The organism is Rhizorhabdus sp. P4_G5 (genome assembly GCF_056401065.1).
In genome coordinates, this window is the sequence record NZ_JBFUKB010000006.1 from 165014 (window position 1) to 187299 (window position 22286).

General features: G+C 67.1%; 20 protein-coding genes. 15 read left to right on the forward strand and 5 right to left on the reverse strand.

The features are described from left to right. Positions 1–90 precede the first annotated feature (90 nt). The 11 genes from recQ (at position 91) to AC1DQK_RS13240 (ending at position 12198) form a co-directional block, all read left to right on the forward strand. Complete coding sequence (gene recQ, locus AC1DQK_RS13190; RefSeq protein WP_477871179.1) at positions 91–1860, forward strand: DNA helicase RecQ; 1770 nt, start codon at positions 91–93, stop codon at positions 1858–1860. Between the two features lie 11 nt (positions 1861–1871). Beyond that, the gene (locus tag AC1DQK_RS13195) at positions 1872–2291 is read left to right on the forward strand and encodes a protein tyrosine phosphatase family protein (protein WP_477871181.1); all 420 of its coding nucleotides are present in this window, start codon (positions 1872–1874) and stop codon (positions 2289–2291) included. A gap of 66 nt (positions 2292–2357) precedes the next feature. After that, on the forward strand, positions 2358–3284 hold the full coding sequence (gene thyA / locus AC1DQK_RS13200; protein WP_477871183.1) for a thymidylate synthase: 927 nt from the start codon (positions 2358–2360) through the stop codon (positions 3282–3284). Next, on the forward strand, positions 3281–3766 hold the full coding sequence (locus tag AC1DQK_RS13205; protein WP_477871185.1) for a dihydrofolate reductase: 486 nt from the start codon (positions 3281–3283) through the stop codon (positions 3764–3766). The genes thyA and AC1DQK_RS13205 overlap by 4 nt, the downstream gene beginning before the upstream one ends. Before the next feature lie 35 nt (positions 3767–3801). Beyond that, complete coding sequence (locus AC1DQK_RS13210; RefSeq protein WP_477871187.1) at positions 3802–4743, forward strand: bifunctional riboflavin kinase/FAD synthetase; 942 nt, start codon at positions 3802–3804, stop codon at positions 4741–4743. A 138-nt stretch (positions 4744–4881) separates the two neighbouring features. After that, entirely contained in the window at positions 4882–7812 is a 2931-nt protein-coding gene (gene ileS, locus AC1DQK_RS13215; RefSeq protein WP_477871189.1) for an isoleucine--tRNA ligase, read from the forward strand. Beyond that, complete coding sequence (gene lspA / locus AC1DQK_RS13220) at positions 7805–8326, forward strand: signal peptidase II (RefSeq protein ID WP_477871191.1); 522 nt, start codon at positions 7805–7807, stop codon at positions 8324–8326. Before ileS ends, lspA begins: the two co-directional genes overlap by 8 nt. After that, positions 8316–8747 (forward strand): DUF3035 domain-containing protein, encoded by a 432-nt coding sequence (locus AC1DQK_RS13225; protein ID WP_477871193.1) that lies wholly within the window; start codon positions 8316–8318, stop codon positions 8745–8747. Before lspA ends, AC1DQK_RS13225 begins: the two co-directional genes overlap by 11 nt. Positions 8748–8802: 55 nt before the next feature. Then, positions 8803–9723 carry an ABC transporter permease gene (locus AC1DQK_RS13230; RefSeq protein ID WP_477871195.1) on the forward strand — a complete coding sequence of 307 codons (921 nt, stop codon included), beginning with the start codon at positions 8803–8805 and terminating at the stop codon, positions 9721–9723. Between the two features lie 145 nt (positions 9724–9868). Then, positions 9869–10651 (forward strand): ABC transporter permease, encoded by a 783-nt coding sequence (locus AC1DQK_RS13235; RefSeq protein ID WP_477871197.1) that lies wholly within the window; start codon positions 9869–9871, stop codon positions 10649–10651. Next, positions 10648–12198 (forward strand): ATP-binding cassette domain-containing protein, encoded by a 1551-nt coding sequence (locus tag AC1DQK_RS13240; RefSeq protein ID WP_477871199.1) that lies wholly within the window; start codon positions 10648–10650, stop codon positions 12196–12198. Before AC1DQK_RS13235 ends, AC1DQK_RS13240 begins: the two co-directional genes overlap by 4 nt. A 94-nt stretch (positions 12199–12292) precedes the next feature. Here the strand turns inward: AC1DQK_RS13240 and AC1DQK_RS13245 are convergent, their stop codons facing one another. After that, on the reverse strand, positions 12293–13060 hold the full coding sequence (locus AC1DQK_RS13245; protein ID WP_477871201.1) for a TorF family putative porin: 768 nt from the start codon (positions 13058–13060) through the stop codon (positions 12293–12295). Between the two features lie 312 nt (positions 13061–13372). On the opposite strand from AC1DQK_RS13245, the gene AC1DQK_RS13250 reads away from it, so the two are divergent. Beyond that, complete coding sequence (locus AC1DQK_RS13250; protein ID WP_477871203.1) at positions 13373–13753, forward strand: hypothetical protein; 381 nt, start codon at positions 13373–13375, stop codon at positions 13751–13753. Positions 13754–13826: 73 nt separating this feature from the next. Here AC1DQK_RS13250 and metC read toward each other — a convergent pair whose 3' ends face one another. After that, entirely contained in the window at positions 13827–15026 is a 1200-nt protein-coding gene (metC, locus tag AC1DQK_RS13255) for a cystathionine beta-lyase (RefSeq protein WP_477871204.1), read from the reverse strand. After that, positions 14999–15862, reverse strand: a complete 864-nt coding sequence (gene sseA, locus AC1DQK_RS13260; RefSeq protein WP_477871206.1) for a 3-mercaptopyruvate sulfurtransferase — start codon at positions 15860–15862, stop codon at positions 14999–15001. Before sseA ends, metC begins: the two co-directional genes overlap by 28 nt. A 183-nt stretch (positions 15863–16045) precedes the next feature. Between sseA and queF the strand changes: the two genes are divergently transcribed. Together queF and chrA are read left to right on the forward strand one after the other, a co-directional pair. Beyond that, the gene (gene queF / locus AC1DQK_RS13265) at positions 16046–16492 is read left to right on the forward strand and encodes a preQ(1) synthase (RefSeq protein WP_477871208.1); all 447 of its coding nucleotides are present in this window, start codon (positions 16046–16048) and stop codon (positions 16490–16492) included. Continuing rightward, positions 16493–17869: a chromate efflux transporter gene (gene chrA / locus AC1DQK_RS13270; protein ID WP_477871210.1), complete on the forward strand. Its 1377-nt coding sequence runs from the start codon at positions 16493–16495 to the stop codon at positions 17867–17869. Here chrA and AC1DQK_RS13275 read toward each other — a convergent pair whose 3' ends face one another. After that, on the reverse strand, positions 17870–19375 hold the full coding sequence (locus tag AC1DQK_RS13275) for a S10 family peptidase (RefSeq protein WP_477871214.1): 1506 nt from the start codon (positions 19373–19375) through the stop codon (positions 17870–17872). It abuts the gene before it with no gap. Positions 19376–19444: 69 nt separating this feature from the next. Beyond that, positions 19445–20395: an isopenicillin N synthase family dioxygenase gene (locus AC1DQK_RS13280; RefSeq protein WP_477871216.1), complete on the reverse strand. Its 951-nt coding sequence runs from the start codon at positions 20393–20395 to the stop codon at positions 19445–19447. 302 nt (positions 20396–20697) lie between these two features. On the opposite strand from AC1DQK_RS13280, the gene AC1DQK_RS13285 reads away from it, so the two are divergent. Next, the gene (locus AC1DQK_RS13285; protein WP_477871218.1) at positions 20698–22182 is read left to right on the forward strand and encodes an ATP-binding protein; all 1485 of its coding nucleotides are present in this window, start codon (positions 20698–20700) and stop codon (positions 22180–22182) included. Positions 22183–22286: the final 104 nt, after the last annotated feature.

Below are 22286 nucleotides of genomic sequence, written 5' to 3' on the forward strand. Positions count from 1 at the left end.
CTCAGCCCTTACTCTGGATGAGCGGATCAATCTCATCGCAACCTGTTCGACACCCTCGACACCATCCGTTGTTCGGCTAGAAGGCCCGGGATGCCCACCCCCCTGGAAGCCCTTCAGCGAACCTTCGGCTATGCGCAGTTCCGGGGGCGCCAGCAGGACGTGATCGATCGCGTCATGGCCGGGCGGAACACGCTGGCGGTGATGCCCACCGGCGCGGGCAAGTCGCTGACCTACCAGATCCCGGCCTTGTGCCGCGACGGCACCGGGCTGGTCGTCTCGCCGCTGATCGCGCTGATGCACGATCAGGTGCGCTCGGCCGAAGCCGCCGGCATCCGCGCCGCCGCGCTCACATCGGCCGACGACAATCGCGACGAGACGATCGACCGGCTGCGCGGCGGCGAGCTCGACCTGCTCTATGTCGCCCCCGAACGGGTTTCGAGCGAGGGCTTCCGCCGGCTGATCGGCCAGGTGCCGCTGGCGCTGATCGCGATCGACGAGGCGCATTGCGTCTCCGAATGGGGGCATGACTTCCGCCCCGACTACCGCCTGCTGCGCGGGCTGCTCGACGCCCGCCCCGATGTGCCGCGCCTGGCGCTGACCGCGACCGCCGACAGCCACACCCGCGACGACATATTGGCGCAGCTCGGCATCGAGCGCGACGGCCTGATCCTCGCTGGCTTCGACCGCGCCAACCTGCGCTACGGCATCACCCCACGCGACGGCGTCGGCCGGCAGCTCGCGCAGCTGCTCGACGACAATCCCGGCCCCGGCATCATCTACGCCCCCACCCGCGACGCGACCGAGAAGCTCGCCGCGCAGCTCGGCGGCGGCGGCCGGCCGACCCGCGCCTATCATGCCGGGCTCGATCCGCGCGTCCGGGCCGCCAACCAGAAGGCGTTCGTCGCGTCCGAGGACATGGTGATGGTCGCCACCGTCGCGTTCGGGATGGGGATCGACAAGCCCGACGTCCGCTTCGTCGCCCATGCCGGCCTGCCCAAGTCGATCGAGGCCTATTATCAGGAGACCGGCCGCGCCGGGCGCGACGGCGATCCGGCGGTGACCCAGCTGTTCTGGGGCGCCGAGGACTTCGCCCGCGCACGGCGACGGATCGAGACCGATGTCGAGGAGAGCCGCCGTGCGGGCGAGCGCCAGCGGCTCAACGCGATGGCGATGCTGGTCGAGGCGCCGGGCTGCCGCCGCGCGATCCTGCTCCGGCATTTCGGCGAGAACCCGCCGCCCGCCTGCGGCAATTGCGACAATTGCCTCAGCCCGCCGACCGGCGTCGACGCCAGCGTCGTCGCGCAGAAGCTGCTCTCCGCCGCCTTCCGCACCGAGATGCGCTACGGCGTCACCCATCTGGCCGACGTGCTGGCGGGGCGCGAGACCGACAAGATACTGGGCCTCGGCCATCATCGCCTGTCGGTGTTCGGCATCGCCGACGAGGCCGAGCAGAAGCTGATCAAGCCGGTGGCGCGCGCCCTGCTCGCGCGCGATGCGCTCCGCGCCGACGACTATGGCGGCCTGTCCTTCGGCCCGGCGGCGAAGTCGATCCTGAAGGGCGAGGAGCCGCTACAGCTGGTTCTTCCGCCCGAGCGGCAGCGACGCCGCAAGGCCCGCGACGGCAAGCCGGACTATCCGCACGATCCGCTGTTCGAGGTGCTGAGGAGCCTGCGGCGCGATCTGGCCAAGGCCCAGGGGGTGCCGCCCTATGTCGTCTTCACCGACGTCACCCTGCGTGAAATGGCGGCGGCCAAGCCCGATTCGCTGGGTGGCCTCGCCCAAGTTTCGGGGGTAGGGGCAAAGAAACTGGAAACCTATGGCGACGCGTTCCTCGCCGCCATTCGCGATTATCGAGGCTGAGGAGAGACCCCATGTTCCGCAAGATCGACGACAGCATATCGGTAGCGGCGCAGATCGGCCCCGACGATGTCGCCGTAGCTGCCGCGCAGGGCTTCACCATGATCATCAACAACCGGCCCGAGCAGGAAGAGCCGGGCCAGCCGAGCGGCGACGTGATCCGCGAGGCCGCGCGCGCGGCCGGGCTCGCCTATGTCGCCATCCCGATCACGCCGGGCGGCTTCGCGCCCAGCCAGATCGCGGCGATGCGCGACGCCCTCGCCAAGGCCGAGGGCCCGGTGCTCGCCTTCTGCCGCTCGGGCACCCGCTCCACCTTCTGCTGGGCGCTGGCCCGGGGCGCCGACGGCGAGGATGCCGACCGGCTGGCGCAGAAGGCTGCGGGGGCCGGCTATGATATTTCCCCGATCAAGCCGCTGCTGAACCGGCAGGCCTGACGCTCGCTGCCGCTGCGGTGCCCGCCGGCCTTGAAAGTCGGCGCGAGTAGCGGCTACCCCCTCCTCATGAGCGATCACCCCGAACAACAATATCTCGATGCCATGGCGCGCGCCTGGTATGGCGGCGACGAGCGGACCGACCGCACCGGCGTCGGAACCCGGGCGCTGTTCGGCGTGACGATGCGGTTCGACCTGTCGGACGGCACGGTGCCGCTGATCACCACCAAGCGGATATTCTGGAAGAGCGCGATCAAGGAGCTGATCTGGTTCCTGTCGGGCGACACCAATATCCGCCCGCTGGTCGGCCAGAACGTCCATATCTGGACCGACTGGCCGCTCGACAAATATCGCCGCGAAACCGGCGAGGCGATCGACCGCGATGCCTTCGAGCAGCGAATCGTCGAGGAGCCGGACTTCGCGGCCCGATGGGGCGATCTCGGCCCGGTCTATGGCAAGCAATGGGTCGATTGGCCGCGCTACACGCCGGCCGGCGACGGGCTGTTCCGGCGCGAGGAGAAGGGCGTCAACCAGATCGCCGACCTCGTCGAGATGATCCGCAGCAACCCCGCCTCGCGCCGGCTGATCTTCACCGGCTGGAACGTGCCCGAGCTGGCCGGAATGGCATTGCCGCCCTGCCACATGACCTATCAATATCATGTGGCCAACGGCCGGCTGTCGGGCATCCTGTACCAGCGCTCGTGCGATCTCGGCCTCGGCTTCCCGTTCAACATCTTCGAGGCGGCGGTGCTGATCCGGATGCTGGCGCAGCAGACCGATCTCGAGCCCGGCGAGCTGGTGTGGATGGGCGCCGACACCCATGTCTATTCGAACCACGGCCATCTGGTCGAGGAACAGCTCTCGCGCCAGCCGCGTGCCTTCCCGACGCTGCGTTTCGCGCGCAAGCCGTCGAGCATGTTCGCCTATGCGCCCGAGGATTTCGAGATCGAGGGCTATGATCCCCACCCGCACATCAAGGCCGAGGTGGCGGTGTGAAACCCGAGATCGTCTTCGTCCTGGCGCGCGCCCGGAACGGCGTGATCGGGCGCGACGGCAACCTTCCCTGGCGCCTGCCCGCAGACCTCAAGCATTTCAAGGCGCTGACGCAGGGCGCACCGATGCTGATGGGGCGCAAGACCTTCGAAAGCCTGCCCGGCCTGCTGCCCGGCCGGCGGCACATCGTCCTGACGCGCGATACGGGATGGCGGGCGGAAGGCGCGGAGGTCTTCCATGATGTGGCGGAGGCGATTGCCGCAGCCGAAAACGATCGGCTGTCGGTGGTCGGCGGGGCCGAGATCTATGCGCTGCTGCTGCCCCACGCCGATCGTATCGAGCTGACCGAGATCGACGCCGCGCCCGACGGCGACGCCATCGTGCCCGCCTTCGATCCGGCCGCCTGGCGCGAGGCCGCGCGCGAGGATCACCCGGCCGCCGACGGCCGCCCCGGCTATAGTTTCATCACTTTGCACCGCCGCTGATTGCGCCGTCCCCCGCGACTACCTATAGGCGCGGCATGGAGCGGCTGACATGCGACCGCCCGGTTCCCGAGCATCTGCGTGGGGGCGTGGTGGCGCTGGGGAATTTCGACGGCTTCCACAGGGGGCATCAGGCGGTTGTCGGCGCGGCAATCGCCAACGGCCGCGCGACCGGCCGGCCGGTGCTCGTCGCCAGCTTCGATCCGCACCCCGTCCGCTATTTCCGGCCCGATACGCCGCCCTTCCGGCTGACCACGCTGGAGCAGCGCGCGGACCTGTTCGCGAAGGCCGGCGCCGACGCGATGCTGGTATTCACCTTCAACGCCGCGCTCGCCAATGTTTCGGCCGCCGATTTCATCTCCGAGTGGCTGATCGGCCGCGCGGGCGCCGCGCATGTCGTGACCGGCCAGGACTTCACCTTCGGCAAGGCTCGCTCCGGCGATGTCGCGCTGCTCGCCGAACTCGGCCCGCCGCAAGGCCTGACGGCCGAGGCGATCGGCCCCGTCACGGACGACGGAGGACCGATCTCGTCGAGCCGCATTCGCCAGGCGCTGGTGGGTGGCGATCCGATCGAAGCGGCGCGGCTGCTCACCCGCCCCTATCGGATCCAGGGCCTGGTCCAGCATGGCGACAAGCTCGGCCGGACGATCGGCTATCCCACCGCAAACATCGCGCTGGACCGCTATCTCCGGCCCAAATATGGCGTCTACGCCGTGCGCGGCCTCCTGCCCGACGGGCGGGTGCTGAACGGCGCGGCCAATCTGGGCATCCGGCCGACCTTCGAACCGCCGAAGGAACTGCTCGAAGCGCATTTCTTCGATTTCTCGGAAAGCCTGTACGACCAGTGCATCGAGATCGAGATGATCGCCTATCTCCGGCCCGAGGCGAAGTTCGACGGCCTCGATCCGCTGATGGCGCAGATGGACAAGGATTGCGCCGAGGCGAAGCGGATACTTGCCGCGTACAGCCCGGTCGCGTAGGGCCTGCCCGACCCATTTACGCCGCTCATCCTGAGGAGCCATTGAGCGAAGGCGAAATGGCGTCTCGAAGGATCCTTCGAGACGGGCCCTCGCCAGGCTCGGTCCCTCCTCAGGATGAGCGGGTTTGAGATAGTTTTGATGACCGACAGCTCGACGCCCGATTACCGCGCCACCGTCTTCCTGCCGAAGACCGATTTCCCGATGAAGGCCGGTCTCGCCCAGAAGGAGCCGGCGATCCTCGCGAAATGGGCGGCGGACGACCTGTACGGCAAGCTCCGCGCCGCGCGCGCCGGCTCCCCGCGCTTCATCCTCCACGACGGCCCGCCCTACGCCAATGGCGACATCCATATGGGCCATGCGATGAACAAGGTGCTCAAGGACATCATCGTCCGCAGCCAGTCGCTGACCGGCAAGGACGCGCCCTATGTTCCCGGCTGGGACTGTCACGGCCTGCCGATCGAGTGGAAGGTCGAGGAAGCCTATCGCGCCAAGAAGCTCAACAAGGACGAGGTCGACCCCGTCCAGTTCCGCGCCGAATGCCGCGCCTATGCCGAGAAATGGGTCGGCGTGCAGCGCGAGCAGTTCAAGCGGCTGGGCGTCCAGGGCGACTGGGACGATCCCTATCTGACGATGAACTACGCGTCGGAAGCGGCGATCGTCGGCGAATTGCTCAAGTTCGCCGAGAGCGGCCAGCTCTACCGCGGCGCCAAGCCGGTGATGTGGTCCCCGGTCGAGAAGACCGCGCTGGCGGAGGCCGAGGTCGAATATGAGGACATCGTCTCGACGCAGATCGATGTGGCGTTCGAGATCGTCGAGAGCCCGATCGCCGAGCTGGTCGGCGCCTATGCGGTGATCTGGACGACGACGCCTTGGACGATTCCGGTGAACCAGGCTTTGGCCTATGGGCCGGAGGTTGAGTATGTGGCCTTCCGCGTCAAGACAGTTGTTCGCCAAGACAATGTTGCCAGCCCGTGGTTGAACCGCCTCATAATCGTGGCGGCAGAACTCCAGCAATCTGTAATGCAGCGAATCGGGATGACGTTTGTTGAGGAACCTGTTTGGCGGGGCAAAGGCTCCGATCTGAACGGCGCAGTAGCTCGACATCCGATGCACGAACTGGGGGGATTCTTCGCAAAGGATCGCCCCTTGCTGGCGGGTGAATTTGTTACCACTGACGCTGGCACGGGCCTCGTTCACATGGCGCCCGACCACGGCGAAGACGACTTCTTCCTGTGCAAGGAACACGGGATTGAACCGGTCTTCGCAGTCGAGGGTGACGGGAAGTACCGCTCCGATTGGCTATGGCTCGGCGGTCAGGGCACAGTGATCAATCCGAAGTTCAACGCGTCGGGCAATCTTTCCAATTTGCAGGAAGGCCCAATCTGCCGTGATCTTCGCGAAGTCGGCGCCCTATTGGGTGCAGCGGATAATTTCCAGCACAGCTATCCGCACAGCTGGCGGTCCAAGGCCAAGGTGATCTTCCGCTGCACGCCGCAATGGTTCATCCCGATGGACCGGCCGATCGAGGACGGCATCGCCCCGCGCTGCGCCGAGGAGGAAGCGATCCTCAAGGCGCAGGGCAATGGCGCGACTCTACGCGACGTCGCTCTCGACGCGATCGAGCAGACCCGCTGGGTGCCCGAGAAGGCGCGCAACCGCATCCATGCGATGGTCGCCGGCCGTCCCGACTGGGTGATCAGCCGCCAGCGCGCCTGGGGCGTGCCGATCGCGCTCTATGTCAACGCCAAGTCGGGCGATTATCTGCGCGATCCGGCCGTCAATGCCCGCATCGTCGCGGCGTTCGAGGCCGGCGGCGCCGACGCCTGGTTCACTGCGAACCACCAGGATCTGCTCGGCCCCGACTACAGCGCCGCCGACTTTGAGCCGGTCAACGACATCCTCGACGTGTGGTTCGATTCCGGCTCGACCCATGCCTTCACCGTCGAGGCGCGCTATGGCGTCGGCACGCGCGCCGATCTCTATCTCGAAGGATCGGACCAGCATCGCGGCTGGTTCCAGTCGTCGCTGCTCGAAAGCTGCGGCACCCGCCGCCGCGCGCCCTATGACGCAGTGCTCACCCATGGCTTCGCGCTCGACGGCCAGGGCCGCAAGATGTCGAAGAGCCAGGGCAATGTCGTCGATCCGCTCAAGATCATCAACGAGAGCGGCGCCGACATCCTGCGCCTGTGGGTCGCCTCGACCGACTATTTCGAGGATGTCCGCATCGGCAAGGAGATCCTCGCCGGCACCTCCGACGCCTATCGCAAGCTGCGCAACAGCTTCCGCTACCTGCTCGGCGCGCTCGAGGGCTTCAGCGATGCCGAGAAGCTCCCGGTCGGCGAAATGCCCGAGATGGAGCTCTACATACTCCATCTGCTCGCGAGCCTCGATGCCGAGCTCAGGGATGCGACGGCCGCGTTCGAGCTGAACCGCTATGCCCGCGCGCTGGTCGATTTCGCGAACAACGACCTGTCCGCCTTCTTCTTCGATATCCGCAAGGACTCGCTCTATTGCGACGCCCCGGACGATCTCAAGCGCCGCGCCTATCGCACCGTGCTCGACATCCTGTTCCATGCGCTGGTCCGCTATGCCGCGCCGATCCTCTGCTTCACCGCGGAGGAGGTGTGGACGACGCGCTTTCCGGACGCCGGATCGGTCCACCTGCTCACCTGGCCCGAGGTCGACGCCGGCTGGGCCAATGACGACCTTCGGATGCGCTGGGAATTGCTGCGCCGCTACCGGACGAAGCTGACCGGGGAGATCGAGCCGCTGCGCCGCGAGAAGATCATCGGATCGAGCCTCGAGGTCGACGTGACCGCCATCAGCTACGCGCCCGGCGAAGCCGCGCTGCTGCGCACGGCCGACATGGCCGAGATCGGTATCGTCGCCAGGGTGGAGGTCTGCGACGGGGACGCCGCCGCCGCCGACCTGGCCAATGGTGCCGATCCGATCGCGTTCGAAGTGCAGAAAACCGAATATGAGAAATGCGGCCGCTGCTGGCGGCACCTGCCCGAGGTGAAGAGCGAAGGTACGTTGTGCAGTCGCTGCGAGACGGTGGTGCATGGCTGAGCTCGCCCGCATAACCCATCGCCCGCTCGGCTTCGGCATAGCCGCCGCGATCTTCGTCATCGATCAGCTGTCGAAATGGCTGATCATGACGCCGCTCGCCTTGCCGGAGCGTGGGCTGGTGACGCTCACCAGCTTCTTCGATCTGCGCTGGGTCGAGAATTACGGCGTGTCGATGGGATTCCTGATCGCCGCTTCCAACAAGGAGCGCTGGATCCTGGTGGCGATGACCGCGCTGATCGCAGCCGCCATCAGTCTATGGATCTGCCGCGAGAAAGCGCGGCCGGAGGTCGCGGCGCTCGGCCTTGTCCTCGGCGGTGCGGCGGGAAATATCACCGATCGGGCGCGGCTCGGCTATGTCGCCGACTTCCTCGATCTGCATATCGGGAACTGGCATCCCTTTTTGGTCTTCAATGTCGCGGACGCCGCGATTACCATTGGTGTATTGCTTCTGGTGGCGCGCGCCCTTCTGGTGCGCGAACCCAAGGCTCCTGCGGAGAATGTCGATGCGGTCTAAGTTGCTTCTCGGTTCGGCGCTCGTCGCCATGGCGCTGCTCGCCGGGTGCAGCAGCCGGGGCGATCGCCCTGGCGTGATGGCCGGCCGCACCACCCTGGACGCCTTCGCCGTGTCCAAGCGCGCCCCGCTCACCATCCCGCCCGATTTCGTGCTGGTGCCGCCCAAGCCCGGCGCGCCCCGCCCGCAGGAGGCCGATTCGAGCCAGCAGGCATTGTCGGCGATGTTCTCCGGCACCCAGCCGGCCAAGAGCCAGACCGAGAAGGATATCATCGGCCTGACCAGGACGGTGCCCGAGCCGGGCATCCGCTCGTCGGTAGCCGACACCCGCGACAACCTGGTCGACAAGGGCCCCGCCACCCGCACCATCCTCGCCGCCGCCGCGACGAACGGCGCCAACGCCAGCGTCTCCCTCGGCAACTGAGGGGGACGCGCCTTCGCCTTTCTCACCCCTCCCCTGAAGGGGAAGGGCTAACAGCATGCTTGACCTGATCCGTCGCCGCCTGCTCACCGCCTTGCCGACGCTGGCGGCGGTTGTGATCCTCTCCTTCCTGCTGATGCGTGTCGCGCCGGGCGGTCCGTTCGACGGCGAGCGCCCGCTCGATCCCGAAACGCGCGCCGCGCTGATGGCCAGCTACGGGCTCGATCGGCCGCTGCCGGAACAGATCGGCCGCCATCTCTGGCGGCTGTTGCATGGCGATTTCGGCCCCTCGCTGGTTTACCGCGACTTCACCGTCACCGACCTCATCGCCCGCGGGCTGCCGATCTCGCTCACCCTGGGCGGCCTGGCACTGCTGCTGGCGCTGCTGCTCGGGCTCGGCGCGGGGTTGAGCGCGGCGGCGAAAGCGGGCGGTCCCCTCGACCGGACCCTGATGCTCGTAGCGACCCTGCTCACCGCCCTGCCGAGCTTCGTCACAGGCCCGCTGCTGGCCCTGCTGCTCGGTCTGTGGGCCGGATGGCTTCCCGTCTCCGGCTGGGGCGATGGCGACGCGGCGCACCTTATCCTGCCGGTGATCGCGCTTGCCCTGCCGGCCGCGGGCGCCATTGCGAAGCTGGCCCGCGCCGGGCTCGCCGAAGTGCTGGGCCAGGACCATATCCGCATGGCACGGGCGCGCGGCCTGGGCCGAGGACGCGTGCTGATCGTCCATGCGCTGCGGCCGGCGCTGGTTCCGGTCGCCTCCTATCTGGGGCCTGCCGCCGCCGGGCTGCTGACGGGAGCCGTCGTAATCGAGACGGTCTTCGCGCTGCCGGGGCTCGGCCGCTATTTCGTGCAGGGCGCGCTCAACCGCGATTATCCGCTCGTGCTCGGGGTGGTCACGCTCTACGCGGCGCTGATCATCCTGTTCAACCTGCTCGCCGACCTCGCTTATGGCTGGCTCGACCCGCGGGCGCGGCGGTGAACGGGCTGGGATCAACCCCAAACGCTCATCCTGAGGAGGGACTGAGCCAAGGCGAAGGCCCGTCTCGAAGGACCGCTGGCTCCTTCGAGACGCCACTTCGGCAAGCTCAGTGGCTCCTCAGGATGAGCGGTGGTGGATTAGGGCGATGAGGACGGCGCTCACGATCCTCGCCATCATCGCCATCGCCGCGGCGCTTGGCCCGCTGACGCTCGACTGGCGATATGACATGATCGACTGGAACGCGGTGCGCGCCGCACCGCTGACCGCAGGCCACCCGATGGGCACCGACAGCGTGGGCCGCGACCTGCTCGCGCGCACCCTGGTCGGCACCCGCGTGACGCTGGGCGTGGCGGCCGCGGCGGCGCTGGTCTCGCTGATCGTGGGCGTCACATGGGGCGCCATCGCCGGCTGGTCCGGCGGCAAGATCGACGAGGCGATGATGCGCGTGGTCGACGCCCTCTACGCGCTGCCGTTCATGTTCGTCGTCATCCTGCTGATGGTGGTATTCGGCCGATCCATCCTGCTGGTGTTCCTCGGCATCGGCGCGGTCGAGTGGCTGACCATGGCGCGGGTGGTGCGTGGGCAGATGCTCGCGCTCAAGCAGCGCCCGTTCATCACCGCCGCCGAGGCCGCGGGCGTCCCGCCGGCCGCGATCGTGCTGCGCCACATGCTGCCCAATATCGCCGGGGTCGCCATCGCCTACCTGCTGCTGACCATCCCCCAGGTGGTGATGATCGAGAGCTTCCTCAGCTTCCTCGGCCTGGGCGTGCAGGAGCCGATGACATCGCTCGGCATCCTGATCAAGGACGGGGCGGATGACATGGACATCGCCCCGCACGCGCTGCTGCTGCCCGGCATCGTTCTCGTGGCAATCCTGCTGTGCCTGACCCGCATCGGTGAGACGCTGCGCGACCGGTTCGCGCTATGAGCCTGCTCGTGGCCGAAGGCCTGCGTATCGCCATCGCCGGCCGGCCGATCGTGCATGATATCGGCTTCCGCATCGAGGCGGGCCGGTCGCTTGCGCTGGTCGGTGCATCGGGATCGGGCAAGAGCCAGACCTGCCTTGCGCCGTTCGGTCTCTCGCCTGCGGTGGTCGAAGGCTCGTTCCGACTGGCCGGCGAGGAGCTGGTCGGCGCCGATGAGGGGCGGCTGCGGATCATCCGCGGACGGGATGTCGGCTTCGTGTTCCAGCAGCCGCTGACCGCGCTGACCCCCCACCTGACGATCGGCGCCCAGCTGCGCGAGGCCTGGACCCAGGCAGGCGCACGCCGCCCTTCACGCGCGGAGATGGTGGCGGCCCTCGAACGGGTCGGCCTCGACCGGGCGGCCGAGCGGCTCGATCAATATCCGCACCGCCTGTCTGGCGGCCAGCGGCAACGCGCGCTGATCGCGATGGCGATTGCCCATCGCCCGAAGCTGCTCGTCGCCGACGAGCCGACGACCGCGCTGGACGCGATGCTGCGGATCGAGATCATGGCGCTGCTCGGACAGCTATGTGCGGAACAGGGCATGGCATTGCTGCTGGTCAGCCATGATCTCGCCGCCGTCGCCGATCACGCCGATCAGGTGGCGGTGCTGCACGACGGGCGGATCGTCGAGACCGGCCCGGCGCCGATGCTGCTGCGCAATCCCGCCAGCGACTATGCGCGCGCGTTGATCGCGGCGAGCCCCAGGCTCGACGGCCCGCCGCCGCCGCTCGGGCCGATCGGAGCGCCGCTGGTCGAGGCGCGCGGTGTCGCGGTGTCGTTCGCGCGGCCGGGCTGGCGGCGCGGCCGGTTCCAGGCGGTGGCGGGCGCCGATCTTGCTATCGCCGAAGGCGAAGCGCTGGCGATCGTCGGCGGATCGGGATCGGGCAAGTCGACCCTGGCGCGCGCCATTGCCCGGCTCGGCCAGATCGAGCGCGGCGACGTGGATTGGCGCGGCCAGCCGCTGCCGCCACGCCACGCGATGCGACCTAGCGACCGCGCCGGCCTCCAGCCGGTCTTCCAGGATCCGGTCGCCAGCCTCGATCCACTTTGGCGGGTCGCCGACATCGTCGCCGAGCCGCTCCGCCGGCTTCGGCCGGAGCTGGACAGGGCCGCGGTGGCCAGGCGGGTCGCCGCCGTGCTTGGCGAGGTGGGGCTCGATCCCGCTATTGCGGATCGCCGGCCTGGCGGCCTGTCCGGCGGCCAGGCACAGCGGGTGGCGATCGCCCGCGCGCTCGGCCCCGATCCCGCCCTGCTGCTGCTCGACGAAGCCACCTCCGCACTCGATGTGCTGGTCGCAGGCACGATCCTCGACCTGCTCGCCGAGCTTCAACGCAGCCGCGGTCTCGCGGTGCTGATGATTACCCACGATCTCGCCGTGGCAAGGCGGCTGTGCCACCGGATCGCGGTCATGGATGCCGGCGTAATCATCGAGGAAGGCCCGACCGAGCGACTGATCGCCGCGCCTTGCCATCCGGTGACACGGAAGCTGGTCGCCGCCAGCCGCTGACGCACGGGTTTTCCCTCGCAAGGGAATGGCCGGACGACAAAAAAGGGGCCGCGGCATGCCGCGACCCCTTCCCTGTTACGCGTGACGCGCGATCTTAGAAGGCGTAGGTCACCGAGCCGACGACGCCGGCCTTGGCGACGTTGCGGAACGCCGGAGCATTGCCCACGAACTCGCCCTTCTTGGCGTCGGTATCGACATAGGACACGGCGAACGTCGCGTTGCGCCAGGTGTAGGCGGCGCCGAGGTTCCAATCGACATAGTCCTTCAGGCCAGCGGTCAGGAAGCTGCGGCCCTTCGAATAGCCGACGTGGCTGGTCAGCGAGAAGCCGGTGTCCGGGATCGCGCCCGAAGCTTCGGCATACAGATAGAGGTTGTCGTCCTTGGTGCCGCCCAGGATCGGCGATGCGATCGCCTTCTGCTTGGGAGCATAGGCGACGCCGCCCTTCAGGGTTGCCGGGCCGACGGTGTACTTGATCGAGGCGTAGGGCTCGAAGAAGTCGGTGTTCACGCCCTTCGAAGCCGAAGGATAGACGTAGTAGAGCACGCCGCCATCGAGCGTGAAGCCTTCGACGGTGGTGGAGTAGCCTGCGATCAGATCGAGCTCGGCGTCGGCGCCCGCCGCGACATAATCATCGATCGACGAGGTCCAGAAGCTGCCGTAGAAACCCGAGCTGTGGGTCAGCGTGGCGCTCGCCTGGGCAGCGAAGCGCTTGCCCGACTGCGAGATGCCGCGGAAACGATAGTCGCTGACGATGGCAGCACTGCCGGTCAGCGTGAAATCCTTGACGTCGTCCTGCGCCAGGGCAGGTGCGGCGGAAGCGACCAACGCAAGGGCCGAAAGACCGATCATGGAAGCGCGCATAGGTATTCCCCTTATATAAAACTTCGATCCGTTCCCCTGCTCGTCCGCGCCAGACTTCTTTGAACCCTCGAAAGAGGGACGAGCCGACTGCTGCACGAAGCGGTGCGTTTGTGCAGCAGCATCTTGCGTTGCACAACGCTTATCCGGTTAGACGCCCCATCTTGGGTCAACAGTGTTGCCATACCGCAACACTGATATTTCCGATTTGTGACGGTGCGTGGCGCGCGAACGGGTGCAGCCGGGATTGACCGAATATTAAGCAATATCCACTAGTGATTGCTGTCTATTTCAGCTTGTTGCCAGGTGCCTCCCATGCTCGATCGCCGCATCTCCACCGAGAACGCCGTGCCTGCGGCCGCTGAAGACATTCTCGCGCCGGTCCATCTGGCGCTCGGACTCCTCAACGACATGGCGGTTGCAAGGCGTGATGATGACGCGCCGCAATACGGAAATAGCGCGGATTGTAGGGCAACGCTCGCCGCGCGTTACACTGCCGCGAACTCGATCACGCGTCGGCGTTTCGACGCCATTCTGCGCGAGGCGGAAACAACCGGCATGGCGGGTCTGGGACTGATCCTCGGCCGGGCAGACCGGGCCGACGCAGCGACTGCCGCGGCCGCCCGTTTTTTAGGCAATTCGCTCGGATCAGCGCTCCGCCGGCTCGAAATGCTGGTTTCCACGCCGGCCATCTGAGCAGGAGCGGAATGTCACTCTGCCGGGCTCAGCGGAAAAATCGATCGCCCGGTCAGCTTCGTTCAGAATCGCTTCATCCTCGCGCAGCGTCGAATCGCGCCAGCCCCCGCGCGAGATCCGCGATGAGATCCGCGGGGTCCTCGAGGCCGATGTGGAACCGCACGACCGGGCCTTCGGCGTCCCATCGGGTGGCGGTCCGGAGCCCGACGGGATCGACAGGCAGCGCGAGGCTTTCATAGCCGCCCCAGGAGAAACCGATTCCGAACAAGGCGAGCCCGTCGATCATCGCCGCCCGGGCCGCATCGTCCCCGCCATCGAGCACGATGCTGAACAGCCCGGCTGCGCCCGAAAAGTCGCGCTGCCACAGATCATGGCCGGGACAGCCCGGCAAGGCGGGGTGCAGCACCCGCGCGACCTGCGGCTGCTGTTCGAGCCAGCGGGCGATGGCGAGTGCCCCGTCCTGGTGCTGGCGCAGCCGGACGCCCAGTGTGCGAAGGCCGCGCGCAGCCAGATAGGCGTCGTCGGGGCTGACGCACTGGCCCAGCGACAGGCTGGCACGGCGAAGCGCCTCGAAATGGCCCGGGCCGGCGGTGGCCGATCCCATCATCACGTCCGAATGGCCAACGATATATTTGGTGCAGGCCAGGATGCTGATGTCGACGCCATGCGCAATGGCCGGGAAGAACAGCGGCGTCGCCCATGTATTGTCGAGCACGGTCGTGACGCCGCGGGCGCGGGCAGCGGCGCTGATCGCCGGCACGTCCTGCACCTCGAAAGTGAGGCTGCCCGGGCTTTCCAGGAAGATCGCCCGGGTCCGGTCCTCGATAAGGGCGGATATGCCGCCACCCATCATCGGATCATAATATCGGGTGGTTACGCCCATCCGTTTGAGCAGGCCGTTGCAGATCGCACGGGTCGGCTCATAGGCGCTGTCCACCATCAGCAGATCGTCGCCCGGCGACAGCAGCGACAGCAGCACCGAAGTGACTGCAGCCACGCCGGACGGATAGAGCATCGTCCCTTCCGCGCCAGGTTCCAGTTCGGTCAGCGCATCGGCGAGCGCCCACTGTGTCGGGGTGCCGCGCCGGCCATAATATAGGCCGTCATTCGGCCTGCGGACCGCGGCGCGCAGATCGGCCACGCTGTCGAACAGGATCGTCGAGGCGCGCCAGACCGGGGGATTGACGATCCCCCGGCCCCCAGTGGACGCGTGGCGCCCGGCTGTCACCAGCCGGGTACCGGGCTTCAGGCTGCTGCGCTCGTCGTCTTGCACGCGGCACCGATCTCCTTTTCGGTGTCCGGGCGCAAGCCCCACTCGCTCCACGACCCGTCATAGAGCGCAATATCCTCGCGCCCGAGCAGTGCCGCGCCGAACAGCAGCACCGAGGCGGTTATGCCGGAACCGCAGGTCGTGACGAGCGGCTTGGCCGGGTCCACGCCGGCGGCCTCGAAGGCGGCGCGGATCTCGTCCTTGCTCTTGAAGGTACCATCGGCATTGAGAAGCTGGTCGTAGGGCAGATTCCGCGACCCCGGGATATGGCCCGATGCGAGACCGCGCGGATCAGCTTCCTCGCCGGTGAAGCGCGCCGCCGAACGGGCGTCGACAACCTCCTCGGCGCCGCTCGCGACATTGGCCTTCATCTGGTCGATATCGCGCACGGCGGCCGGATCGCGCCACACCGTGAAGTGACGGTGGCGCAGCTTGACCTTGCCCTGTTCGAGCGGACGCCCCTCGGCGACCCATTTATGCAGGCCGCCGTCGAGAATCGCCACCTGGTTCGCGCCGAACATGCGGAACATATACCAGGCACGCGCCGCCGTCCGGTGCGGGCTGTTGTCGTACAGGACGATGCGGCTGCCGTCGCCAAGGCCCAGCGACTGCATCCGGCTCGCGAACTTCTCCGCCGGGGGCAGCATGCCCGGCAAGTCCGAGTTGTCGTCCTTGAGATTGCCGAGATCGAGGAAGATCGCACCAGGGACGTGACCGGCCTCATATTCGGCGAGAGGATCGCGCGCCGGATCCAGCGCGAAATAGGTCGCATCGACGACGCGCAGATCGTTGGCGCCAAGTTCGCCTTCGAGCCACTCCGTCGAAACCAGCATTTCCATAATTACCTCCTCTAAAGGGCACAGTGCATCATCCGGCCACAGCGGCAGCGAATCAATACCCGGGGAGGTGATCTTTTATTATAGCAACGGCATCAAGATAGCAAGTATGTTCCATCGATATTGTTCAAATTGTAATTTTGGTACGCGTTGGCACGGTGCGCCCAAGTCGTCTAAGAGCGCATCATGTCCACCATCCATCTTGGCAAGACCAGCAGCCTGCCCGCCTCTCCCGAACTGGCAGTGCTCGACTATGTTCCCAACCCGCGTGCCGCCGCGCTGTACCTGATACGCTTCGCCGCGCCCGAGTTCACCTCGCTCTGCCCGGTGACCGGCCAGCCGGATTTCGCGCATCTGGTTATCGACTATGCGCCGGGCGAGACCATCGTAGAATCGAAATCGCTCAAGCTGTTTCTCGGCGCCTTTCGCAACCATGCCGCCTTCCATGAGGATTGCACAGTGGGTATCGGCGAGCGTCTATTTGCGGAGATGCAGCCCAAGTGGCTCCGCATCGGCGGCTACTGGTATCCGCGCGGCGGCATCCCGATCGACGTCTTCTGGCAATCGGGTGCACCGCCCGCGGGGCTGTGGGTACCCGACCAGGGCGTGCCCGGCTATCGCGGTCGAGGCTAGATGGACCAGGGCGCCACCGGCTCGCCCGGGCACGGCATCGGCTTTGGCGAGGCACTGCGCGTCTGGGCCCGGATCGCACTCCTCAGCTTCGGCGGGCCGGCAGGCCAGATCGCGGTGATGCATCGCATTCTCGTCGACGAAAAGAAATGGATCGGCGAAGCGCGCTTCCTTCACGCGCTCAACTTCTGCATGATGCTCCCCGGCCCCGAGGCGCAGCAGCTCGCCATCTATATCGGCTGGCTGCTCCATCGAATCAAAGGCGGGCTGGCGGCGGGCGTGTTGTTCGTGCTGCCCGGCATGATCGCGATCATGGCGCTGTCCTGGCTCTATGTGCTCGCGGTCGCCGCGCCACCGGTCGCGGCGTTGTTGTTCGGAATCAAGGCCGCGGTGGTCGCGATCGTCTTCCAGGCGGTGGTGCGGATCGGGCGGCGCTCTCTTCGCAACCGCGCCGCCATGGCGGTGGCGCTCTTCGCCTTCCTCGGCCTTTTCCTGCTCCACCTGCCCTTCCCGCTGGTGATCCTCGCCGCCGGGCTGGCCGGCTGGGTGTCGGGATGGAGGCATCTCACCCTCTTCACCCCTGGATCGAGTCACCCCGGCTCGACCGGGTCGCTCAGCGATGCCGACAGTGCGCTCGGCACGGAAATGCCCGACCATTCCCGCCAGAGCTTCGGCCGGCTCGCAGGCGTTGCGGCGACGCTCCTCGCCGCATGGTTGATTCCGGTCGCACTGCTGCTGCTCCATGCGCCTGCCGACAGCGCGCTCGCGCCGATCGCAACCTTCTTCTCCAGGATGGCGATGCTTACCTTCGGCGGCGCCTATGCGGTGCTCGCATGGGTGGGCCAGGCGGCGGTGGAACAATATCACTGGATAACGCCCGGCGAGATGCTCGATGGGCTGGGGCTTGCGGAAAGCACGCCAGGGCCGCTGATCATCGTCACCCAATATGTCGGGTTCCTCGCCGCCTATCGCCACCCCGGCGGGCTCGATCCGCTGCTGGCGGGCACGCTCGGCGGCTTGCTGACCACCTGGGTGACGTTCGTGCCCTGCTTCCTGTGGATATTCGTCGGCGGACCTTTCGTCGAACGGCTCCGCGGCAACCGCGCGCTGGCCTCGGCGCTGGCGGCGATCGGCGCGGCGGTGGTCGGCGTGATCCTCAATCTCGCCTGCTGGTTCGCGCTGCATTATTGGTTCGGGGCAGTCGGGCAATTGCGCCTCGGGCCGCTGCACCTGGCGCGGCCCGAGCTTGCGACGGTCGATTGGGCGGCCGTGGCGCTGTCGGGTGCGGCGGTCGTCACGATGTTGCGGTTCCGGGTCGGGGTGTTCGGGCTGCTCGGCGGCTCCGCGCTGGGCGGGCTTGCGATGCGATATGTGCTCTGATCACCGCGCCCGGATAAACGCCCGCACGTCCGTGCTCAGCTTGTGCAGATCGTCGGGCCGCACGTACATCATGTGACCCGCGTCGTAATAATGAAACTGGATCCGGGCCGGATCGAAGCCCGGCCGGCTCATCGAATATTCGGCGGCGAAGAAGGGCGTCGCGAAATCATACCAGCCCTGGGCCACGAACACCCGCAGGCCGCTATTCTCGCGCATCGCCCGGCCCAGATAGGGCGCGACATTGACATAGACCTCGCCGTCCCGACCCTTCTGGTCGGCGAGCTTCCAGTCCCAGTCGCTGACGCCGCCGATCGTCACATATTGGCGATCGATCTTGAGCTTCAGGTCCTCGCGAAGATAACTGTTGATCGCCGCGGTATAGGCGCCGTCGATCGCGTAGAAGCTGGGATCATTATCGGGCTCCTCGCCGGCACGGTCGTAATCGGCTCCGGTGTAGCGGGTGTCGAGGCGGCCGATGGTCAACCCCTTGTCGCGTAGCAGCTCCTTGTAGAAGCGGCCTGGGCTGACGCGCAGATTGGCGTTGTCGACGAACTGCTCGGACAGGCCGCTCAGCCTCGCGAGCTCCGCGCGCACCGACGCGCGCTCCTCCGCGCCCAGCTGGTTGCCTTTGAGCAACGCCGCGGCATAGGGGCCGATCGCGAAGGCGCGGGCCTGGGCCGCGACCTCCGCGGCGGTGGCGGGCGGATTGGCGATCTTATGGTGAAACCAGGCGGTCGTCGCCATCGACGGCAGGTTGAGGATATAGGGCATCTCATTGCCCTGCGCCTGCGCTGTCGCGCCGAAATCGAGAACCGTCGAGATCAGGATGATGCCGTCGAGCGCGACGTCGTTATACTGGCCCTCGAGTTCGCTCACCAAGGCGACCGAGCGGGTCGTGCCATAGCTCTCGCCGCCGATATATTTGGGCGAGTTCCAGCGGCCATTGTCGCTCAGCCATATGCGGATGAACTCGGCAACCGACTTGGCGTCGGCAGACACGCCCCAATAATCCTTGGCTTCCTTCTTGCCGATTGCATGGGCGAAGCCGGTGCCGACCGGATCGATGAAGACGATATCGGCGACATCGAGCAGGCTGTCGGGATTGTCGACCAGCGGATAGGGTGGCGCGCCATCGTCGCGTGCCTCGGGGATCACGACCCGCTTCGGCCCGAACGCACCCATGTGCAGCCAGAGCGACGCCGATCCGGGGCCGCCATTATACAGGAAGATGATCGGCCGGGTCCTGGGATCGCCGCCGTCCTTTACATAGGCGGTCGAAAAGATCGCAGCGAGCGGCTTGCCGTCCTTGTCTTTCAGATAGGTCTCGCCGGTCGTTGCCGTGTAGGCGATCGACTGGCCGCCGAAGCTGCCCTTGTGCCTGGTCACCGCGACGATCGGCGGTGGCACCGGACTGTCGGGCGCTTCGGCCTTCTTGTCGTCGGCGGCATGAGCCGAGATCGGCAGGATGACCATCGCGAGGGCAGCGAGGCAGGTGGTGATGCGCATCGGGATCCCTTTTTTATCGGGGATCAGGCTAGCGCAACAGCTGACACGAGTGAAAGCCCATCTTCTTCGTCACATCAGCTTGATCTCGCGCAAGCGCTGCAACAGGAACTCGTTTGCCGTGATCGGTTCCGGAAACTGGTCCGGCCGGTCCGGCGTGATCGTCTGCGGCAGCGTCTCGATCAGGTAGTCCGGCCGGAAATGCAGGAAGAACGGCATCGAATAGCGTGCGACACCGCGTCGTTCGGGCGGCGGATTCATCACCCTGTGGCTGGTCGAGGGCAGCCGCCCGTTGGTCAGCCGCTGGAGCATGTCGCCAATGTTCACCACCAGCTCGCCTGGCGCGATGTCCACAGACAGCCAGCGGCCATCCCTGTCGAGGAGCTGCAGCCCACCCTCCTCCGCGCCGAGCAGCAGCGTGATCGCATTGATATCCTCATGCGCGCCGGCGCGGATGCCGGACGCGTTGGCGCCGATCGGCGGATAGTGGAGCAGGCGCAGCACCGAATTGCCGTCCTCGACCTTGTCGTCGAAGAAGTCGGGCGCGAGGCCAAGGTAGCGCGCGATCGCCGACAGGATGCGCAGCCCCGCCCTGTCGAAGACGCCGAACAGCGCCAGATAGGTGTCGCGGAACGCCTCCAGCTCGTTCGGCCAGATATTGGCGGGCATGACCTCCTCGAAGCGGTGGCCGGGCGGCAGTTCGCGACCGATATGCCAGAACTCCTTCAGATCGGGATGGTTGGCGTCCCTGGCAGTCTCGACCTTGAACGGCGTATAGCCGCGCGCGCCGCCCTGCCCCGGAATATGGTAGCTGCGTTTCACCTCCTCCGGCAGCGCGAAGAACAGCTTGGCCGTCTCCTCGGCGCGAGCGATCAGCTCTGCAGGAATGCCGTGATCGGCCACGACCGCGAAACCGAATCGCTCGAAAGACCGGCCGATCGCCTGAGCGAAGGCGCCGGGATCGGTGTCCGCGGTGGCCAGGGACAGGCTGGGAATAGCGGGCAGTTCTGCGGCATCGGTCATGGGCGAGGATATAGGACTCCCGCCAGGCCGGCGGAAGCGGGCCGTTGGACAGATGCCCAACTCTCTTCGTCACCCGGCGGAGGCCGGAATCTCAGGAGAGGCGCGCAGCCTAAACTTTGTCCCTGACGACCGGGACCCCGGCCTTCAGCCTTTGGCTGAAGTTCATCCTCCGCGCCTGCCTTGCAGGCAGTCGAAGGGCCGGGGTGACGGAAAGAAGCCGGGCCGCTCCTCATAGCCCGAGTCATCCACAGTTTTCTCGGTCAGCCCCTTGAACCGTGCCACCGATCCGCCAAGACGGCAGCGTGACCGCACGAATCGACATCGGCACCAGCAGCCCCGGACAATCGGTATTTTTCGACGTCGAGGAGCTGCTCGCCACCCGCCTGCTCGTCCAGGGCAATTCGGGGTCTGGAAAGTCGCATCTGCTGCGCCGGCTGCTCGAGGAATCGGCCGATGTCGTCCAGCAGGTGGTGATCGACCCGGAGGGCGACTTCGTGACCCTGGCCGATCGTTTCGGTCATGTTGCGATCCAGGCCGGGGACCATAGCGAAATCGAAATCGCCCGCCTCGCCGCCCGGATCCGCGAGCATCGCGTGTCGGTTGTGCTGGCGCTCGACGAACTCGAGATCGAGGCGCAGATGCGCTGCGCCGCGACCTTCCTGGCGGCGCTGTTCGATGCTCCGCGCGATCATTGGTATCCGGCGCTGGTGGTGGTCGACGAGGCGCAGCTGTTTGCGCCCGCAGTCGCCGGCGAGGTATCGGACGAGGCCCGCCGCGCCTCGCTGGGAGCGATGACGAACCTCATGTGCCGCGGCCGCAAGCGCGGGCTTGCCGGGGTGATCGCCACCCAGCGGCTTGCCAAGCTCGCCAAGAATGTCGCCGCCGAAGCGTCGAACTTCATGATGGGGCGGACCTTCCTGGACATCGACATGGCCCGCGCCGCCGACCTGCTGGGCATGGAGCGCCGCCAGGCCGAGCAGATCCGCGACCTGCCGCGCGGGCAGTTCCTTGCCCTGGGCCCCGCCGTGTCCCGCCGGCCCGTTGCGGTGACCGTCGGGGCGGTCGCCACCTCGGCGCGCAGCGGCAGTCCCAAGCTGGTGCCGCTCCCGACCGCCGCGGCCGGCCGAGAGGAGCTGCAGGGCCTGCTGTTCGCGCCCGGCGACGATCGGCCCGCCCCTCCTCCGCCCGCGCCCCGGACACCCGCACCGACCAGCGACGATCTGCTCCGCGCGATCAGCCGCGGCGGTCCTACGCTGACGCCGACAGCGGCGCCGGTGAACACGCCGGCGCTGGCCGACGAGGAACGCGAGGCGGTGATCGACGAGGTGCTGCGCGAGATCGTCGACGATCCGGACGCGACCTACCGCGCGCCCGTGATCCTGTTCCAGGATTTCGGCGTGCGCTGCCGGATGCATCGGCTGGCCGACAGCGGGCTCGATCTGGCCGGCTTCCGCCGCCGGCTGGCGATGGCGCGCGCGGGGCTGTTCGGTGAACTGGACGAAGGCTGGCTCGACGCCATGGCGCTCGGCGCATCATTGCCCGACGATATGCTCGCGCCGTTCCTGCTGGTGGCCCGCGCCGCCCGCGACGCGCTCGAAGCGCCCAGCGATGCAGCGCTTGCGCAGGTCTATGGCACCCATTCGCAAGGGCGGGTCCGCCGACTGATCGCCTATATGGAGGAGCAGGGCATCTTCGTGCTGCGCACCGACCTGTCGGGCAAGCGCTCGATCACGATCCCCCGACTGGGCTGGACGACGGCAGCGGCACTGCCCGAAGCCGCGGAGTAGCTGCGCGCCGCCGTCAGCTGCCGACGGACGCCATCGGCGCCTGCCGCGCGCTGTTCGAACGGGTGGAAGGACCGATGGCTTCAGCCCCTCGCCATGATCCTACC

What these genes read in the sequence shown, in the direction of transcription:
- lspA (WP_477871191.1), top strand. Translation starts at nt 7,805, where the DNA reads ATGGCTGAGCTCGCCCGCATAACCCATCGCCCGCTCGGCTTCGGCATA.
- AC1DQK_RS13195 (WP_477871181.1), top strand. Translation starts at nt 1,872, where the DNA reads ATGTTCCGCAAGATCGACGACAGCATATCGGTAGCGGCGCAGATCGGC.
- AC1DQK_RS13280 (WP_477871216.1), bottom strand. Translation starts at nt 20,395, where the DNA reads ATGACCGATGCCGCAGAACTGCCCGCTATTCCCAGCCTGTCCCTGGCC.
- AC1DQK_RS13225 (WP_477871193.1), top strand. Translation starts at nt 8,316, where the DNA reads ATGCGGTCTAAGTTGCTTCTCGGTTCGGCGCTCGTCGCCATGGCGCTG.
- sseA (WP_477871206.1), bottom strand. Translation starts at nt 15,862, where the DNA reads ATGGAAATGCTGGTTTCGACGGAGTGGCTCGAAGGCGAACTTGGCGCC.
- AC1DQK_RS13250 (WP_477871203.1), top strand. Translation starts at nt 13,373, where the DNA reads ATGCTCGATCGCCGCATCTCCACCGAGAACGCCGTGCCTGCGGCCGCT.
- AC1DQK_RS13235 (WP_477871197.1), top strand. Translation starts at nt 9,869, where the DNA reads ATGAGGACGGCGCTCACGATCCTCGCCATCATCGCCATCGCCGCGGCG.
- AC1DQK_RS13275 (WP_477871214.1), bottom strand. Translation starts at nt 19,375, where the DNA reads ATGCGCATCACCACCTGCCTCGCTGCCCTCGCGATGGTCATCCTGCCG.
- chrA (WP_477871210.1), top strand. Translation starts at nt 16,493, where the DNA reads ATGGACCAGGGCGCCACCGGCTCGCCCGGGCACGGCATCGGCTTTGGC.
- recQ (WP_477871179.1), top strand. Translation starts at nt 91, where the DNA reads ATGCCCACCCCCCTGGAAGCCCTTCAGCGAACCTTCGGCTATGCGCAG.
- thyA (WP_477871183.1), top strand. Translation starts at nt 2,358, where the DNA reads ATGAGCGATCACCCCGAACAACAATATCTCGATGCCATGGCGCGCGCC.
- AC1DQK_RS13240 (WP_477871199.1), top strand. Translation starts at nt 10,648, where the DNA reads ATGAGCCTGCTCGTGGCCGAAGGCCTGCGTATCGCCATCGCCGGCCGG.
- queF (WP_477871208.1), top strand. Translation starts at nt 16,046, where the DNA reads ATGTCCACCATCCATCTTGGCAAGACCAGCAGCCTGCCCGCCTCTCCC.
- AC1DQK_RS13210 (WP_477871187.1), top strand. Translation starts at nt 3,802, where the DNA reads ATGGAGCGGCTGACATGCGACCGCCCGGTTCCCGAGCATCTGCGTGGG.
- ileS (WP_477871189.1), top strand. Translation starts at nt 4,882, where the DNA reads ATGACCGACAGCTCGACGCCCGATTACCGCGCCACCGTCTTCCTGCCG.
- AC1DQK_RS13245 (WP_477871201.1), bottom strand. Translation starts at nt 13,060, where the DNA reads ATGCGCGCTTCCATGATCGGTCTTTCGGCCCTTGCGTTGGTCGCTTCC.
- AC1DQK_RS13230 (WP_477871195.1), top strand. Translation starts at nt 8,803, where the DNA reads ATGCTTGACCTGATCCGTCGCCGCCTGCTCACCGCCTTGCCGACGCTG.